Source organism: Anseongella ginsenosidimutans, assembly GCF_008033235.1.
GTDB lineage: Bacteria > Bacteroidota > Bacteroidia > Sphingobacteriales > Sphingobacteriaceae > Anseongella > Anseongella ginsenosidimutans.
In genome coordinates this window covers 3932194-3948858 of sequence record NZ_CP042432.1, presented here as the reverse complement: position 1 = coordinate 3948858, position 16665 = coordinate 3932194, and the positions used below count along the sequence as shown (strand labels likewise).

Sequence of the window (16665 nt, the reverse complement as noted above, 5' to 3'; positions counted from 1 at the left end):
AATGGATATCATTTCTTTTTTCGGAAGATTCCATCCCCTGGTTGTGCATTTGCCCATCGGGATCTTGCTTGCGGCAATCCTGATCGCTTTTCTGTCAAAGAAAGAAAAATACAGCTTCCTGGCGTCGGCCCTCGACTTTATGTTATTGCTGGGAGCAATAAGCACGGCGCTGGCCTGCGTCCTCGGATACCTTCTTGCCTGGGAGGGGGATTACGACCCTGAAGCTCTTTTCTGGCACCAATGGGGAGGGATCCTGCTAGCCGCTTTTTCATTTGCCGTGTACTGGTTCAGGACCCGGTGGAAGAAAAAATCAAAGATGCCGGCAAATTACAGCCATTTCATATTCCTGGCACTGCTGGCGCTGCTGTTCTTTACCGGGCATAAGGGAGGGAACCTCACCCACGGTTCGGAATACTTATTGCAGCATGCGCCCGACCCGCTGCGGATGATGGCGGGGCTTGGCCCAAAGCCCGTACCCCGGCCGCCGGTTATCCACCTCGATTCCGCCGATATATTCCTGGATGTCGTTCATCCCCTGATCCGTTCAAAATGCCAGAGCTGCCATAACCCGGGTAAAATAAAAGGCGGGCTGCTGCTTGGTACGTATGAAGAACTATTAAAAGGAGGAGAAAGCGGCCCTTCGGTGGTCCCCGGTGATATTGAAAAGAGTGAGCTTTACCGGCGCGTCACGCTCCCGGAAGATCATGAAGAATTCATGCCGGCAGAAGGAAAGCCGGGGCTGGACGAAGATGAACTGGCCCTTATCAGGTGGTGGATTGAACAAGGGGCTCCCGGATCGGGCCTTCTGGCCGATATGGAAGTGGAAAACCCGGTAGCCGCCAGGCTGACCAGGATGCTGGGTTTGAATACCTCCGAAAGCCGGCTTCCGGGCCTGCAGGCCGCGCCCGCGGATACCATTGCCCTGCAGGCGGCGCGGGAACAAGATTTTATTATTAAACGGATTGCGCCTGGAAGTAATTTCCTGGAAGTACGGCTGCCTTTTACCGGCCGGGGATTGCAGGAAATGGATATTACCTCCCTGCTGCCGCTGAAGGAACAGATCGCCTGGATGGACCTTTCGGAAGGGAATGTACAGGATGACGATCTCGCCGTGATCGGACAGTTTGGCTCACTTAGCCGGCTTAACCTTTCCGGTAACCCTGTTTCAGACAAAGGCCTTGCTTCGCTGAGCAGCCTGAAAGAATTAACCTATCTGAACCTTTACGGTACGGCTGTTTCCGATGCAGGGCTGGCCGCGCTGAAAGGTTTGGAGAAACTCCGGTCGCTCTACTTATGGCAGACAAAAGTGACCGGCAGCGGAGTGGAGTCCTTCCACTCGGAAAGGCCAGATATAGCCGTGACGCTTGGCTATTTTTGAGGCAGGCCAGGCGGGAACGGAGCTAAAAAAAAACGAGACCCGCAATGGCAAATGCCATGTGCGGGCCTCTCCTTACCATGGATTTATCAGCGTTACTTTATGAACAAGCCTGCGATGGCTAATACCTGGTCCATGGTCAGCGGCTCGTCGAAAGCCTCTGTTATCCGGTCTTCAGATACGGATGTGACCGAGGTCATGTCTGCGCCCCCCTGCATGATATTTTCCTCGCCGGCATAAATGGCTGCGGGCAAGCCGGAATTACTGTTGCCGGTGATCCATCCTTTTTGCATCCTTAGTATCCGCACCTGGGATGCGTGGCGCGCTTCTACCGAATGAATGTTCAGCGCGGCAGTAGTAATGGCTTCCTGGCCAAGCAAGTTACCGGCCTGCCCTTTATAGGCGCGGACGCCGGTGTCTTCAAACGCCTGGGAAAGCGCAAGAAATGTTTCGTAATTGCTGAATACATCGGCAAATGTGCCTCCGGCAGTAAAATCAAAGGTGGGTTTGCTCACGGGGGTGCCTCCCAGGTCCTGGATGGTGGCGGTTAACACGGCCACATGGGCGGTCTCATGCTTGCTGATCTGCTGCATGACAGGACGGTGATCGCCGGATATGAGGCCGTTGCTGTCAAGGCCCTTCTGGTAAAATTCCGCTTCGAGGTATTCCAGTGTGAGCGCGTAATTCAATACGTCGATGACGCCTGAGCCGCTTTGCGCGTATGCTTTATTGCTTTTTAATTCTACCAGCGCAAGGGGCAGGGCCATCAGGGCGCTTTTGAGTCCGAAATTCAGGCCTTCGCGCAGGGCATCCCTGCGGGAAAGGTCCTTTTTCCGCATGTCTTTACTTATGTCGTCAAAAATTTTGAGCGCTTTCATATCTGTATATTTTAGGGTAAGCGGGTTGCTGAGATTTTAGTAACAAGGAAACTATTGGCTGTAGCTACAATGCTGTTGCTTCCGCCTTCGTTCGGGGTCCTGGAAGTATCCAGCCCGGTAGAGGCCTGGACTACATCGTCCCCGGCAAAATCGGCTGAACCCGGATTCAGTAAATAGCGGATCGCAGCAGCATGCCTGGCTTCCACCGAAACAATCTTCCCGGCGAGAATAAGGTAATCCTTTGTGGCAATGTAGCGTCCGGCGCCGTTATAGGCGGCCACGCCGGTATCTTCGAGCGCTTTCGCCGTGCCCAAAACGCTGTCGCGCCGGGTGAAGTTCACCGCTGAAAAATCGAACTCCAGACCGGGAATGGCTCCCTGGCCTAGCGCCGCCTTGAAAAGGTCTCTGTGGGCGATCTCATGGTCGCGGATATCGGTAAGCATTTGCTTTTCCTCGCCCGTGGCCCCGCTGAAGAAAGAGGTACATGCCTTGATATAGAAAGCAGCTTCCAGCTGTTCAAGCGCATAGGCGAAGTTCAGGATACCCGGATCGCCTTCTCCTACATCAATGGCCCCCGGCGGAGGCATAGGGACATCATCATCCTGGCAACCCTGGGTACCCAGCATAAGGGTAGCGCCCGAAAGTGCGGAGATGGTTAAAAATCGCTTTCTGTTTAGGGGAGTATTCAGGTAGCGCTGAAAAACGCCCTGGACGTCTTCGTGTTTCATAATAATAGGATTTATATTAATTATGAAAACACTTACGGAAAAGAGTCCTGCCTGGATTTAAAAAAATTAAATTTTTCCGATTACTACCATTTGATCCAGGGTAGGCGCTTCGCTTCCGCCCCGCGGTTCCAGGGTGATAGCGAATGCTTCGGCTTCAGGAATAGTCTTTAATGTTAATAGCGTAGTGTCGCCTGAAATGTCGAATACCCCGGCATCTACGGGCTTTCCTCCCTGGATGGCCCATAGCTGGTACTGGTGGTCCTCGTCATGTTCGGGAAGCGACAAGGGGTCAAGTACCAGTTCTCCGCTGCTCTGATCCCAATAGACCATTGCTTTGCTATCCGGATGGCTTTCCGTACCTGCAAGGGTAATTATTTTAGTGGAAGGATTTCGTAGCCTGGCCAGCGCGGATTCATAATTACTGCTCAGTACCTTGTTTTCACTGGCCAGCAGGTTCTGCTGTTGCTGAAGGCTTAATACCCTTGCATCGCTGTTCTTCCACCTGTTATAATAAGTAGTAGCCAGGAAGGAGCTTACCAGGAGCAGCGCAATGCAAGCCGCCAGCAGCCATTTATAGATCGTCAGTTTCCGGTTGCCGTTGATTTCTCCCGTTACAATTGTTGCTTTATCCGGTCTTACTTTATCCGGGATTGCTGCTTCAATATCTTCTTCGATAGCATTTAAAAATGCCGATCTCGCTCCCGCGGAAGGAGTAGCAGCCGTTCTTTCAGCCATTCCTTCCAGGGCATGTTCAATCTCTCTCAGTTCAGCCGCCAGCTCCGGGTATTGCGCGATCATTGCTTCCACTTCCTTCCTTTCCTGGTCTGGAAGCGCATTGCAGGCGTAGAGTTCAAGAATGCCGGACGATATGTAATCCCTTATGTCCATTTATTTCCGGTGATCCACATTAAATAGTTTTCTGAGCGACAAGATCCCATTTCTCAGGTGCGTTTTCGCCGTCCCAAGCGGTATGTCCAGCTCTTTCGCCGCCTCCGCCTGGGTGTACCCCTGGAAATATACCAGATTAATGACTTCCTGGTGTTCCGTTCTCAATGTGCTTACTAATTCCTTCAACCCTATGCTCTCTGTAAAAGGAAGGTTAGTTCTTTGTAAATCAATGCTATGTACGGCACTTTCAAGCGGACGGTTTTGATGATCGTTGCGAAAGTTTTTGGAGCGCACCTTATCAATAGCCAGGTTACGGCTGATATTTAACATCCAGGTGAACAGCGTACCCTTATTTCTGTCATATGTTTGAATAGATCCCCATATTTTCATGAGCGCCTCCTGCAGCAGGTCTTCGGCTATTTCTTCTTCCCGGACAATATTCAGGATAATTCCATATAAAGATTTACCGTACCTGTCATACAGTATTTCCGCTGCCGATCGTTTCTTCTGCAACAGTCCTTCTACAAGCTCCTGCTCCTTATACGGCGTGTTAGGATCCATTTAGTCCTGTAAAGCTACTAAGCCTGCTGTCAAAAAACAACAGAATTATTTATTGTAATGTCTACCTTTACTTTATTGGTTGCCATAATTTGGTTTATCCCCGATAAAAGAATCGAACACGTGATAGATAATGACTAAACTAACAAACGCACTCTTCTTCCTTCTCTTTATCAGCCTGGCCCTTTCTGTAAACGCACAAGCGCCCGTATGGACAGAAATTGAACCAGGGATATGGAAGGCGGCTGTCGGGGAACCGGAAACATACGATTTGCTGGAAGCCTCCGGCTCCGAACCGGGAAAGGAGGCCCTGGCGGCAATGGGAACGGCGGAATTTCCTTTTTCTGAACGCGAAATATCCGCGGAAATAATTGACGGGAAAACCTACCTGCGTTTTCCCCTGGAGAAGAAGGAACAGATCTATGGTTTCGGCCTTCATTTCCAGACGGTACAGCAGCGGGGGAGGATACTCCGGCTCCATGTTGACCATTACGATGGGGAGGACAACGGAAGAACGCATGCGCCTACGCCTTTTTATGTTTCTTCCAGAGGGTACGGGGTATTTATTAATTCCGCCCGCTATATTGATGTGTACGCGGGAACCGCGGTACGAAAAGAGAGCAAAAATCCTCCCGTCGCAAGGGATCGCAATACGGACGAGAACTGGACACCCCGCCCTTATTCTGACGCGGTTGAAATGCTCGTCCCGGCGGAAGGAGCAGAGATCTATGTGTTCGGAGGACCGGGTTCCCTGGATGCCGTAAGGAGGTTTAACCTGTTCAATGGCGGGGGATGCCTGCCGCCGCGCTGGGGGCTGGGATTTACCCAGCGCGTACACCGCTTGTCAACTGCGGAAGATGTAAAAAAGGAAGCGGACGCTTTTGCCCGAAAAGGATATCCCCTGGATTTTATCGGCCTGGAACCCGGGTGGCAGAGCAAGTCCTACCCCGGCACATTCGAGTGGGATAAAGGCCGCTTTCCCGAACCGGGCGAATTTGTGATGGACATGCTGGAAAAGGGATCCGTTTAAATCTATGGATCAATCCCTATGTATCCCCTGCATCTCCCATTGCGGACTCCATAGCCCGGTATACCGGATCGCATACCGTTTGGGCGGGGACAGTACCCGATTTCACGATTCCGGAGGCCAGAAGGATATTTTTTTCACAGCTCAAAAAAGACCAGGCGGATATAGGGGTGAGTGGTTATAAGATCGATGAAGTGGACGGCTATGACAAATGGCTCTGGCCGGATGTGGCTACTTTCCCTTCCGGTCATACCGCGGAGCAGATGCGCCAGACCTACGGACTCCTCATGCAGCGTTACAGCACGGAAATGTTCCGGCAGCGAAACACGCGGACTTTTGGCCTGGTAAGGGCGTCGAACGGGGGAGGGGTACGTTTTCCCTATGTCCTGTACAACGATTATTATGATCATCGCGATTTTATTACAGCGCTGATCAACAGCAGCTTTGCCGGAGTGCTGTGGACGCCGGAAGTCCGCGCTTCGGAAACAGGAGAAGAATGGCTTCGCAGGATTCAGTCAGTAGTCTTTTCACCCATGGCAATGATCAATGCCTGGTCCAGCGGCACCCAGCCCTGGTCTTTCCCGGGAGTGGCCCCGGCCGTAAAGGAAATGGCGCTGCTGCGAATGCGGATGATGCCTTACTGGTACAGCGAATTTGCCAAATATCATTTCCAGGGCATTCCTCCCTTCCGGGCGATGAACCTGGAAGAGGGCTTTGCCGCAGGGCCCGAAAGCGTGGTACAAAGCAGCAGCCTGGAAGAAAATCCATATGAAGAAGCCTTTACCCGGGAAGTAAAGGACCAGTACATGGCAGGAGAATACCTGCTGGTAGCCCCGATGTTTGCGGGGGAGAAAAGCCGCAAAGTGATTCTTCCGCGGGGCAAATGGTATGATTTCTATACGGGGGAATACGTTGGCGGGGGAGAAGTGATCACTGTTAGTCCCGGACTGGATAAGATCCCGGTTTTTGTAAAGGACGGAGGGATCATTCCCCTGATGCCGCCCCTGCTCCATGCGCCTGCCCAGGGCGAAAAGACCGACCTGGAAATACGCCATTATGGTGAAAAACCGGGGCGGTATATGCTGTATGATGATGACGGGGTTAGCTATGATTATGAAAGAGGCGAATATTCCTTCCGGGAAATAATCGTGGAAAAGAATAACGGAAAGGAATGGGAGGGGCGCATTTCAGCCGCAGAGGCCGGAAAGCCGAACACCGTGGGGAAGGTAAGTTTTACATTTATGACGGAGGATGATGAGCTCAGATAATTCCATGACGAGAGGTCTGCAGGCTTTACTTTTTTTTCTTGTACTCCATATCGCAAGCTGTGTGCAAACGAGGGCTCAGCAACCGGAGATAGCGGCGGCATTCGAAAAAGAAATGGAGGACGTACTCCGGGAGCAGGTTATACAGGAAGCCGCCTGGGCGCTGGAGCAGGAGCCGGCAACCGTAACCGCGAATGTTTCGGTGCGCAGCGCCGGCGGGAAGCACGATTTTTATTCAGAAGGGGATTACTGGTGGCCTGATCCGGAGAACCCGGATGGTCCCTATATCCGCCGCGACGGCATGACCAACCCTGATAATTTCGTGGCACACCGGCATGCAATGATCCGTTTCAGCCGGATCATCGGGGCGCTGGCATCCGCCTACCGGCTTACCGGCGAAGAAAGATATGTAAAACATGCCTTGCTGCACCTTCAAGCCTGGTTTACCAATCCCGAAACCTTGATGAACCCGAACCTGTTATACGCCCAGGCTATCAAAGGAAGGGTTACAGGAAGGGGGATAGGCATTATCGATACCATTCACCTGATGGAAGTGGCCCAGGGTGTCCTGGCCATGCAAAGTTCGGCTGCATTTGATAAAAAGGCGCTTGCTGGTATAAAAGGCTGGTTCGAGGAATATATTAACTGGCTTACCAGCCATCCTTATGGAAAGGATGAAATGGAAGCCGAAAACAATCACGGCACCTGCTGGGTCATGCAGGTAGCTTCCTTTGCCAAACTGACGGGAAACCGGGAAGTAATGGAGTTTTGCCGTGAGCGCTACAAAAACGTACTCCTGCCGGATCAGATGGGCGCCGACGGCAGCTTTCCGCGGGAGCTGGACCGGACAAAGCCCTATGGTTATTCGCTTTTCAACCTGGATGCCATGACCATGATCTGCCAGATATTATCGGTTCCGGAGGACAATCTATGGGAATACCAAACGGCGGACGGCCGTTCCATTAAAAAAGGGATCGGATTCCTTTATCCCTACGTGGCAGATAAATCTGCCTGGCCTTATCCGCCCGATGTGATGTACTGGGACCATTGGCCGGTAGCGCACCCTTTCCTGGCCTTCGGGGCGGCAGCATTTGACAACCGGCGCTGGCTGGAGACCTGGAAATCGCTGGATCATTCACCGGAAGTGGAAGAAGTGATCCGCAATCTGCCCGTGAGGCATCCCCTTATCTGGCTGAATGCTGGAATTGCTGCCCACTGAGGCAATTTGCTGCTATGCGGTCAGGATCCGGCTTACTGGCAACCAGTTTCCGGATGGGCCTGATGGCCGCTTCCACGCTGACCAGCCGCAACATCAGCTCGCGCAGGATGGCCAGCGCCTTGCTCCGGTGAAACATCATCTTTGCCAGGCCGCGGGAATTCCCCTGGGCCGCCTCCACTCTTGGACGCTGCGATTCTTCATATGCCCGAAGAAGCGTTCTTACATTTTCCCCGGTAGCATGTCGCAGCATACGTGTAAGCACCCATGCGGATTCCATCGCCATACCTGCCCCGATGCCTGCAGTAGGCAAAAAGCCCGCCGCAGCATCGCCGAGGAGGATGGTACGGCTGAAAGCCCATTGAGGACACCGGCAATCGTTCAACGGCCAATAATACGGATCGGATGCTTTAGTGACAGCTTGCAAACAGCTTTCGGCGCGGGGAGAGATCGTGGACAACTTTTTCCGGACTTCCCCGACAAAGGGGCCAGGGCCGGCTTGTGTATCCTTGCGGGGGCCTCCCAGAAAAACGCCCAGATTGCCTTTGACCGGGTAAACGCCTAAGAAAAAACCCGCTCCCCAGAGTTCTTCGCCAAGGTCCTTATCGGCATCTTCCGGCGCCCAGACTACCCAGCCGCCCCATTTGGTATCCACGGTATTTATTTTACGTTCGCCCAGTACCAGACTGCGCGTGGAGGAATGAATGCCGTCGGCGATGATGACGATATCAAATTTCAGCTCCTGAAAAGTATCACCCGTTTTAAGTAGCACATTGGATACGCCATCAGACTCTTGTATGGCGGTTACGGTTGTATTAAAAGCTACGTCACATCCTTCGGTCGTCAACACTTCCAGTAATTCGCCCCGGGAGATACCGCGATAGTCACCGTAACGATCCAATATTTCCGCCATGGAATCTTCCCGGATCAGCTTGCCTTTATGCGTGTGAACCCGGTAGCGGCTTAATGCCACGCTTCGCTCACGGTATTGCGCCCGAACCTCCAGGTCATCCAATACCGCATCCGCCATCGGCATGAGCGCCAGCATATAACCGGGGTGGGTATTGCCAGTATTTCGTTCAATGAGAACCGGGTGCCGGCCGTCTTTTCGCAGCATCTGTGCTGCCGTTATGCCGGCGATACCGGCGCCAACGATCAGTACCCGGAGACTGTCGTCACGTGCTTGTTCATATTGCTGGCTAAGAGTTGTCTGCTTTAACATATTACAGGAGTTGAACCGGCCAGGATACGCAAACTACAAACAAACCGACCGGTCAGTCAAATATAGGATCTATTTTTCGGAAAGGCAAATTTTGTTGGAGAACCCAGGATTCCGGAGCTATCGCGAACGGTAATACTTATGGGCCATCAGCGCAATCGGCAAACCAACGGCAAACATCAAAATCAGGATGTTTTTATAGGCGGCCTCTATCCTAAATGCGCCCGGAGGATTCAGGCTAAGCGGCAGTACGATATAATTCATAAAACACCAGACGAATATCCCATAAAGCAAGCCGCCGGCAACCGGGCGTTTTCTAAGGAAAAAGATATGCGGTGAAAGGATAAAATAGGCCAGGGTAAATGAAAAAGCGATCAGGTAATGGAACAGGCCCCCGAAAAAGATCATCCCGGCTCCGCCTTCATAAGCGGCTGGCCCGAAAGCTCCCTGTGCAATGAAACGGAATACGCCTTCTGCATTTCCATTTGCCAAAATGAAAATAGCGCACAAAATATCCAGCGTGCCGGCTAAAAGACCAGTAAGTATTATCGTTTTCGTTTTTGACATCATACGTGCCGGCCCTTCAGGTTTTCCTGCATATATTGCGCAATTTGCTGTTCATTATCCCGCCCGCTCTTCGCTAAGCTGTCAATAATCCGCCGCTGTTCGTTCTCCGTTTTGTTCTGACTCAATTTCTTCTTGGCCTGCAGGTCCGTAACGGCAATTTCAAAAGCTACAATTCCCTTTAACATTCTTAAGCGATAATCGGATGGTAAGCTGTCCCATTGGCGTTTATATTCGGCCTCGTAAGTATTGATTGTTTGCTCCAGCAAGGCGAATGCCGCTGCTGTTTCACTGATTATGCGGCCCTGGCCATAAGCATGCACGGCGATGTAATTCCAGGTAGGGACATTTAATTCCTTTTCGTAATGCTTAGGGGAAATATAGGCATGCGGTTCCGAAAAAATCACCAATACTTCTTTGTTATCCTGAATTTCCTGCCACTGGCTGTTTGCCCTGGCAAAATGTGACCTTAACAGAATGTCGTTGCCATTTGTCACGACAACAAAAGGTAAATGCGTTGCCAGGGGAAGCCCATTCCTGGCCGTAATAATTGCGGCAAAACTGAACCGCTGCATGAATGCGGTTATTTCGCCTGTATCTGTTGCCAAATTGCCCTGCGGGATGTACATTTTGTAAGAGGGAATCAGCTTAAAAATACAAACATTTTTCGTCTTTCAAATCTCTCATCAGAACAGGATCCCTCCCAATACCCGTATTCATATCGATTCGGTAAGCGGCAAAATCCTGCTGCAATCAGAATATGCCGAAGTTTTTTACCGGAATGTAGCCTTCAGAGAGTTGCCGGATTAGCTTTCAGAAATTATTGAAGTGGTGCTTGCGGAAAGCCTGAGGGGTCATGTTTTTAAGGGCTTTGAACTGCCTGTTAAAATGAGATACATTGTTATATCCGCTTTTGTAGCAAATTTCCGTAATATGAAGGTCGTGATTAGCGAGCAGCCTGCAGGCATGGCCAACTCTGATCTCGTTTAAGAAAGTAATAAATGTTTTCTGTGTTCTTTTTTTAAAATAGCGGCAAAATGCCGCCGAACACATATTTACCTGGTTTGACACGTCTTCAGTAGAAATAGGTTCCGTAAAGTGCTGCATGACATATTCATAAATTTTATTGATACGTTTTGAATCTTCAATATTCAGCTTCGTCAGCTGCTGATGGGAAAGGGCGCTGCATTCGCCGGAGCTGGCCAGGTGGTTCAGGATGGTCAATAGCTGAAGCAACTTGTTCATTCCTTCCAGGGAATGAAATTCCTTCATCATGGAGCTGACCCGGTCCCGGGCTTCCCCGCCGATCTCCAGGCCCATTGCGGCCCTGTCAAATAACTGCCTGATCTTTTGCGCTTCCGGGCTCTGAAGAAAAGCATCGCCGATAAAGCCTCTCGTAAACTGGACAACGATTGATACCGCTTCCAGGTTCGGGTCGTTTTGATAATAGGCCGCGTCATTTCTGTACCAGTGAGGAAGATTGGAGCCTAACAGGACAAGGTCTCCCGGCGCGAAGTTCGCTATATGGTCACCCACGAACCGTTTTCCCTCGCTTTTGATTACCAGTACCAGTTCATATTCAGGATGGAAATGCCAGGGAACATCAAAATAAGATGACCTGAATTCCTGCACGGCAAAAGAAGAATCCGGTGATACCGGCACTTTCTGGAGAATTGCTTTCATTCCGATCATCCTTTTTCTATACGATTATAATTAAAATAAATGATTATGGGATAATATCGGTCAAAATTGTATTGGCGTACAGTAAGAAATGTGTAGGCGCCCCGGTGTAATATAAGATACATTTGGCGCTAAACTTAAGTCCAATTTTTATGAAAAGAAAAATACTAAGAATTCATTTCGGCGGCTATTTTCTTTTTGTTTTACTCGTCAGCGGTATTTACAGCTTTAATGCGACTGCTGTGGAGGCAAGCAAATACGAAATACTGTCTGCAGGAGCAGTCAGGGAGGCGGCCGTGGATTCTGCAGGTATTGAGATCAAGGGAACGGTAAGCGATTCGGTGGGGCTTCTGCCGGGTGTAGCCATTTCAGTAAAAGGTAGCCCCAATATTGGCACGGCTACTGATCAGAACGGCAAGTTCATTCTTGAGATTCCCGATAAGAATGCCACCCTGCTGTTCGAATTGATCGGATATACCACGCTTGAAGTGCCGGTAATGGGCAGGCCGGAGCTGCAGGTGCAGTTAAAAATAAATACTGCTGCGCTTGAGGAAGTGGTGGTGGTCGCGTTTGGAGAACAAAAGAAAGAGGATGTGATAGGTGCGGTCACTACGGTGAATCCTTCCGATCTCAAAATCCCGTCCAGTAACCTCACCACGGCGCTGGCCGGGCAAATATCGGGCATGATCGCCTACCAGCGCAGCGGGGAGCCCGGGGCCGACAATGCCGACTTTTTTATTCGCGGAGTAACTACTTTCGGGTATAAAAAGGATCCGCTGATACTTATCGACGGGATTGAAGTAAGTTCCACAGAACTTGCGCGTCTTCAGCCGGATAATATTGCCAGTTTTTCCATATTGAAAGATGCAACCGCCACTTCCTTGTATGGAGCCAGGGGAGCCAACGGTGTTATCCTGATAACGACCAAGGAGGGAAAGGAAGGGAAAATAAGCATATCAATGCGTTTGGAAAATTCGATTTCCGCCCCCACACGGAATATTGAACTTGCAGATCCGATCACCTATATGGAAATGGGGAACGAAGCCGTACTGACCAGGAATGCGCTGGCTCCCCAGCCTTATTTACAGAGTAAAATAGACAGGACGGCTGCCGGCGGGAATCCCTATGTGTACCCGGCTACAGATTGGCAGGATGCGCTTTTTAAAGATTACACGCTCAACCAGCGATTCAATATGAACGCAAGCGGAGGTGGAAAAGTTGCCCGTTATTACCTGGCCGGAACGTTTAACCAGGATAACGGCGTGCTGAAAGTAGACGGCCGGAATAATTTTAACAGCAATGTAAACCTGAAAACATACGGTTTAAGGTCGAATATCAATATAGATATGACCAAAACCACGGAAGTGGTGGTACGCCTTTCCGGCAATTTTGACGATTACATCGGGCCTATTAACGGCGGGAGTGATGTCTATCACCAGGTGATGCATACTAACCCTGTTCTTTTTCCTGCCTTTTATGAGGCGGATGAGGCGCACAGCCATATAGAGCATGTCCTGTTTGGCAATTTTGGGACGGATGCAAACTACGTAAATCCTTATGCGAACCTGGTGAAAGGCTATAAGGAATATTCAAGATCGCAGCTTCATGCCCAGTTTGAAGTGGAACAGGACTTTTCTTTTATCGCAAAGGGATTAAAGGGCGGCGCTATCTTCAATACTTCCAGGTATTCTTATTTTGATGTAACGCGGCAGTACGTGCCTTTTTATTATACGATCGGAGGCTACGACCGCTTTACGGATTCCTATCAGCTGGCCGGCTTAAATGAAACGGAAGGGGAAGAATACCTCGACTGGGTTGGAGGAGCCAAGGATATCGAATCAACGACCTACCTTCAGGCTTCTCTCACTTACCAGCGGCTGTTTACCGAAAAGCACGATCTCAGCGCTATGCTGATCGGGATCATCCGCAACCGGCTTTCCGGAAACGCCGGGGATTTACAGCGGTCGCTGCCTTTCCGGAACGCCGGGATATCCGGGCGGGCTACCTATTCTTATGACAGCAGGTACTATGCCGAATTTAATTTCGGGTATAACGGCTCGGAGCGTTTTCATAAATCGCAGCGTTTCGGGTTTTTCCCTTCTGCGGGAGTGGCCTGGAATATTTCCAATGAAAAATTCTGGGAGCCTGTGCGGCCGGTGATCTCGCTGCTGAAGATCCGGGCAACCTATGGTTTGGTAGGGAACGATGCAATCGGAAGCGAATACGACCGCTTCTTCTATCTCTCAAACGTTGACATGGAATCCGCGGACAGGGATGCCACCTTTGGTACCTTGAATGGCTATCACCGGACCGGGGTGGATGTTTCCCGGTATTCAAACCGGAATATCACCTGGGAGGAGGCGAAAAAGACCAATATCGGGATAGAACTTGAAATTAAGGACAAGTTTACCCTGGAAGCCGACTACTTCCATGAATACAGGTCCAATATCCTGATGGACAGGGAGTCCATCCCGGAAACCATGGGGCTCTCGGCAGTCGTACGCGCAAATGTAGGTGAGGCCGCTTCCCAGGGCATTGACGGGTCTTTCACGTATTCAAACTTCTTCCGGGATGATTTCTGGCTGAAGGTACGCGGCAACTTTACGCTGGCGGCCAGCGAGTTCAAAGTCTATGAAGAGCCGCAATACGAGGAAGCCTATAGGTCCCGGGTAGGTTATCCCCTGTCTCAGTACTGGGGATATATTGCCGAACGCCTGTTTGTGGATGACGAGGAAACGTTTAATTCACCCAGGCAGAATTTCGGAACCTACGGCGGAGGGGATATCAAATACCGCGATGTCAATGGTGACGGTCAGATCACCGAGCGCGACCAGGTGGCAATGGGGCATCCAACTGACCCGGAGATTATTTATGGCTTCGGCTTTTCCACCGGCTTTAAGCGCTTTGACCTGTCCTGTTTCTTCCAGGGTTCCGCCCGCTCTTCCTTCTGGATAGATGCGGAAGCTACTTCCCCCTTTAATAATGAAACGCAACTGCTGAAAGCATACGCGGATAGTTATTGGTCGGAGGAAAACCGGAACAGTTATGCCTTATGGCCCAGGCTGAGCCCCACGGTCAATGAAAACAATGTGCAGCGCAGCAACTGGTTTATGAGGGATGGTGATTTTCTGCGGCTGAAATCCGTGGAATTGGGATACACCCTTCCGGAGCGCGCGATGGAAAGAATCGGTATTTCCAACGCACGGTTTTACCTGAACGGAACCAACCTGTTCGTCATCAGCAAGTTTAAGTTATGGGATGTGGAAATGGGCGGCTATGGACTTGGCTATCCCGTACAACGCGTCCTGAACCTGGGCGTTCACGTAACATTATAATCTGAACAATATGAAATTTATTCTATATATATCGGTGCTTTCCACGATGCTTTGCTCCTGCGGGAAATACCTGGATGTGGTTCCCGATGGAGTGGCAACGATAGAAAATGCCTTTACCAGCCGAACGACAGCGGAGAAGTACCTCTTTACCTGTTATTCCTATATGCCAGGTCATGGCGATCCGGCCACTAATACATTTGTCGCGGGCGACGAGTTCTGGCTGCCTTATCCGCAAACTCCCCAGTTCTATTATAACGATCCTTTCGAGTACCTGGCGCGGGGAAACCAGGGGATTGTGAACCCGAGATTGAATTATTGGGAAGGACGGGACGGAGGGCAGCCCTTGTTCCAGGGATTGCGTGACTGCAATATTTTCCTGGAAAATATTGCCACCGTTCCGGGGATGCAGGAGCGTGAAAAAAGAAGATGGATCGCCGAGGCGAAATTCCTGAAGGCCTATTATCATTTCTGGCTGCTCAGAATGTACGGCCCCGTACCCATCATCCGGGAGAACCTGGATATTTCCACCGGCGTGGATGAGGTGCAGGTAAAAAGAGAACCCGTCGACTCCGTTTTTAATTATGTGATCGCTTTGCTGGACGAGGCGGCCCCTGACCTTCCTCTTGTCCTTGAGAACGAGAACGACGAGCATGGCAGAATTACACGGCTTGTACTCTTGTCGGTAAAAGCAAAGATCCTGGTTGAAGCGGCAAGCCCCCTCTTTAACGGCAATTCGGATTACGCCTCTTTCGGGAACCCGGACGGAGAATTGTTATTTAGTTCGGCCTATGATCCGGAAAAGTGGAAAAGAGCGGCGGATGCTTGTAAGGAGGCGATTGAAGCCTGCCAATCAGCCGGACTGGAGCTGTATGTTTTTAACCCTTCCGTACTCTCCAATCCTATTTCAGAGGTCACTGCCACTAAGATGAGTATACGGAACAGCGTGGCCGAACGATGGAACAGCGAGATCATCTGGGGAAATACGAACAGTCTTTCCAATACGATGCAGGCTCTTTCACAGGCGCGGGTTGATCCCGAAAAGATCAATAACGCGGGGGCACGGTCGCTGCTTGCACCGACATTAAAGATCGCCGAGTTGTTTTACACGGAAAACGGCGTCCCCATTAGTGAAGACATCAGCTGGGATTATGAAAACAGGTACGCGATAAAAACTGCCGCGGCAGAAGATAGATACAACCTGCAGGAAGGCTATCCGACGGCTTCCCTGCATTTTGACAGGGAGAGCCGCTTTTACGCCAGCCTTGGCTTTGACGGGGGAACCTGGTACGGACAGGGGCAATATGACGATAATAATGCCTGGACGCTGAATGCAAGGGCGGGAGGATATTCGGGACGTTTATCCGTTTCATTATTCTCTGTGACCGGCTACTGGCCTAAAAAATTAGTGCATTTTCAGAACTTGCTCCAGCCGGGCGATGGCGGCGGCTATAGTATCGTTTCCTATCCCTGGCCGGTCATGAGGCTGGCGGACCTGTACCTGCTATATGCGGAGGCCTTGAATGAATATTCCGGCCCTTCGCCGGAAGCATATAAATGGATTAACCTTGTCCGCGAAAGGGCGGGCCTGAAATCCGTAGAGGAGTCCTGGTCCACCTATTCCCGGGAAAGTGCAAAATATACTACCAAACAGGGTTTCAGAAGTATTATTCACCAGGAACGGCTCATAGAACTTGCTTTTGAAGGACACCGTTACTGGGATATCCGGCGATGGAAGAAAGCCCGGGAAGCCTTCAGCGGAAATATTCAGGGTTGGGACATTGCGCAGCAGGAGCCGGAGCTTTATTACAGGGTCAGGACCTTGTTTACCCGTCAATTTACGACGAAGGAATATTTCTGGCCCATCAGTGAAGGAAGCCTGATAAGGAATAAAAAATTGGTTCAAAATCCAGGATGGTAGTTTACCTCCGATAT

Annotated in this window: 13 protein-coding genes and 1 pseudogene; 6 read left to right on the top strand and 8 right to left on the bottom strand. The window is 50.7% G+C overall.

Features of this window, described 5'->3' with window-relative positions; genetic code table 11:
- The first annotated feature begins 1 nt into the window (after window position 1).
- Complete coding sequence (locus tag FRZ59_RS16630) at window positions 2-1378, top strand: c-type cytochrome domain-containing protein (protein ID WP_132130548.1); 1377 nt, start codon at window positions 2-4, stop codon at window positions 1376-1378.
- A 92-nt stretch (window positions 1379-1470) separates the two neighbouring features.
- On the opposite strand, the gene FRZ59_RS16625 is transcribed toward FRZ59_RS16630, so the two are convergent.
- The 4 genes from FRZ59_RS16625 to FRZ59_RS16610 all read right to left on the bottom strand — a co-directional run bounded on the left by FRZ59_RS16625 (window position 1471) and on the right by FRZ59_RS16610 (window position 4430).
- Entirely contained in the window at window positions 1471-2253 is a 783-nt protein-coding gene (locus FRZ59_RS16625) for a ferritin-like domain-containing protein (RefSeq protein ID WP_132130547.1), read from the bottom strand.
- 11 nt (window positions 2254-2264) lie between these two features.
- Window positions 2265-2981 carry a ferritin-like domain-containing protein gene (locus FRZ59_RS16620; RefSeq protein WP_132130546.1) on the bottom strand — a complete coding sequence of 239 codons (717 nt, stop codon included), beginning with the start codon at window positions 2979-2981 and terminating at the stop codon, window positions 2265-2267.
- 66 nt (window positions 2982-3047) lie between these two features.
- Window positions 3048-3869 (bottom strand): anti-sigma factor, encoded by an 822-nt coding sequence (locus tag FRZ59_RS16615; protein WP_132130545.1) that lies wholly within the window; start codon window positions 3867-3869, stop codon window positions 3048-3050.
- Entirely contained in the window at window positions 3870-4430 is a 561-nt protein-coding gene (locus tag FRZ59_RS16610; protein WP_132130544.1) for an RNA polymerase sigma factor, read from the bottom strand.
- Window positions 4431-4560: 130 nt separating this feature from the next.
- On the opposite strand from FRZ59_RS16610, the pseudogene FRZ59_RS20055 reads away from it, so the two are divergent.
- From FRZ59_RS20055 to FRZ59_RS16600, 3 genes and pseudogenes are all read left to right on the top strand, one after another.
- Window positions 4561-6044 (top strand): annotated as a pseudogene (locus FRZ59_RS20055) (TIM-barrel domain-containing protein); the annotation flags it as partial.
- An 18-nt stretch (window positions 6045-6062) separates the two neighbouring features.
- Complete coding sequence (locus FRZ59_RS20050; protein WP_432417400.1) at window positions 6063-6722, top strand: DUF5110 domain-containing protein; 660 nt, start codon at window positions 6063-6065, stop codon at window positions 6720-6722.
- A gap of 61 nt (window positions 6723-6783) precedes the next feature.
- Window positions 6784-7938 (top strand): alginate lyase family protein, encoded by a 1155-nt coding sequence (locus FRZ59_RS16600; protein ID WP_225975096.1) that lies wholly within the window; start codon window positions 6784-6786, stop codon window positions 7936-7938.
- On the opposite strand, the gene FRZ59_RS16595 is transcribed toward FRZ59_RS16600, so the two are convergent.
- From FRZ59_RS16595 to FRZ59_RS16580, 4 genes are all read right to left on the bottom strand, one after another.
- On the bottom strand, window positions 7904-9157 hold the full coding sequence (locus tag FRZ59_RS16595; protein WP_132130542.1) for an FAD-dependent oxidoreductase: 1254 nt from the start codon (window positions 9155-9157) through the stop codon (window positions 7904-7906). The genes FRZ59_RS16600 and FRZ59_RS16595 overlap by 35 nt on opposite strands.
- Before the next feature lie 117 nt (window positions 9158-9274).
- Window positions 9275-9724: a DUF1440 domain-containing protein gene (locus FRZ59_RS16590; protein WP_132130541.1), complete on the bottom strand. Its 450-nt coding sequence runs from the start codon at window positions 9722-9724 to the stop codon at window positions 9275-9277.
- Complete coding sequence (locus FRZ59_RS16585; RefSeq protein WP_132130540.1) at window positions 9721-10347, bottom strand: FMN-binding negative transcriptional regulator; 627 nt, start codon at window positions 10345-10347, stop codon at window positions 9721-9723. The genes FRZ59_RS16590 and FRZ59_RS16585 overlap by 4 nt, the downstream gene beginning before the upstream one ends.
- Before the next feature lie 184 nt (window positions 10348-10531).
- Complete coding sequence (locus tag FRZ59_RS16580) at window positions 10532-11401, bottom strand: AraC family transcriptional regulator (RefSeq protein WP_158640659.1); 870 nt, start codon at window positions 11399-11401, stop codon at window positions 10532-10534.
- 149 nt (window positions 11402-11550) lie between these two features.
- Between FRZ59_RS16580 and FRZ59_RS16575 the strand changes: the two genes are divergently transcribed.
- Both FRZ59_RS16575 and FRZ59_RS16570 read left to right on the top strand, forming a co-directional pair.
- The gene (locus FRZ59_RS16575; RefSeq protein ID WP_132130538.1) at window positions 11551-14733 is read left to right on the top strand and encodes a SusC/RagA family TonB-linked outer membrane protein; all 3183 of its coding nucleotides are present in this window, start codon (window positions 11551-11553) and stop codon (window positions 14731-14733) included.
- A 10-nt stretch (window positions 14734-14743) separates the two neighbouring features.
- Complete coding sequence (locus FRZ59_RS16570; RefSeq protein ID WP_132130537.1) at window positions 14744-16651, top strand: RagB/SusD family nutrient uptake outer membrane protein; 1908 nt, start codon at window positions 14744-14746, stop codon at window positions 16649-16651.
- The last annotated feature ends 14 nt before the right edge of the window (window positions 16652-16665 follow it).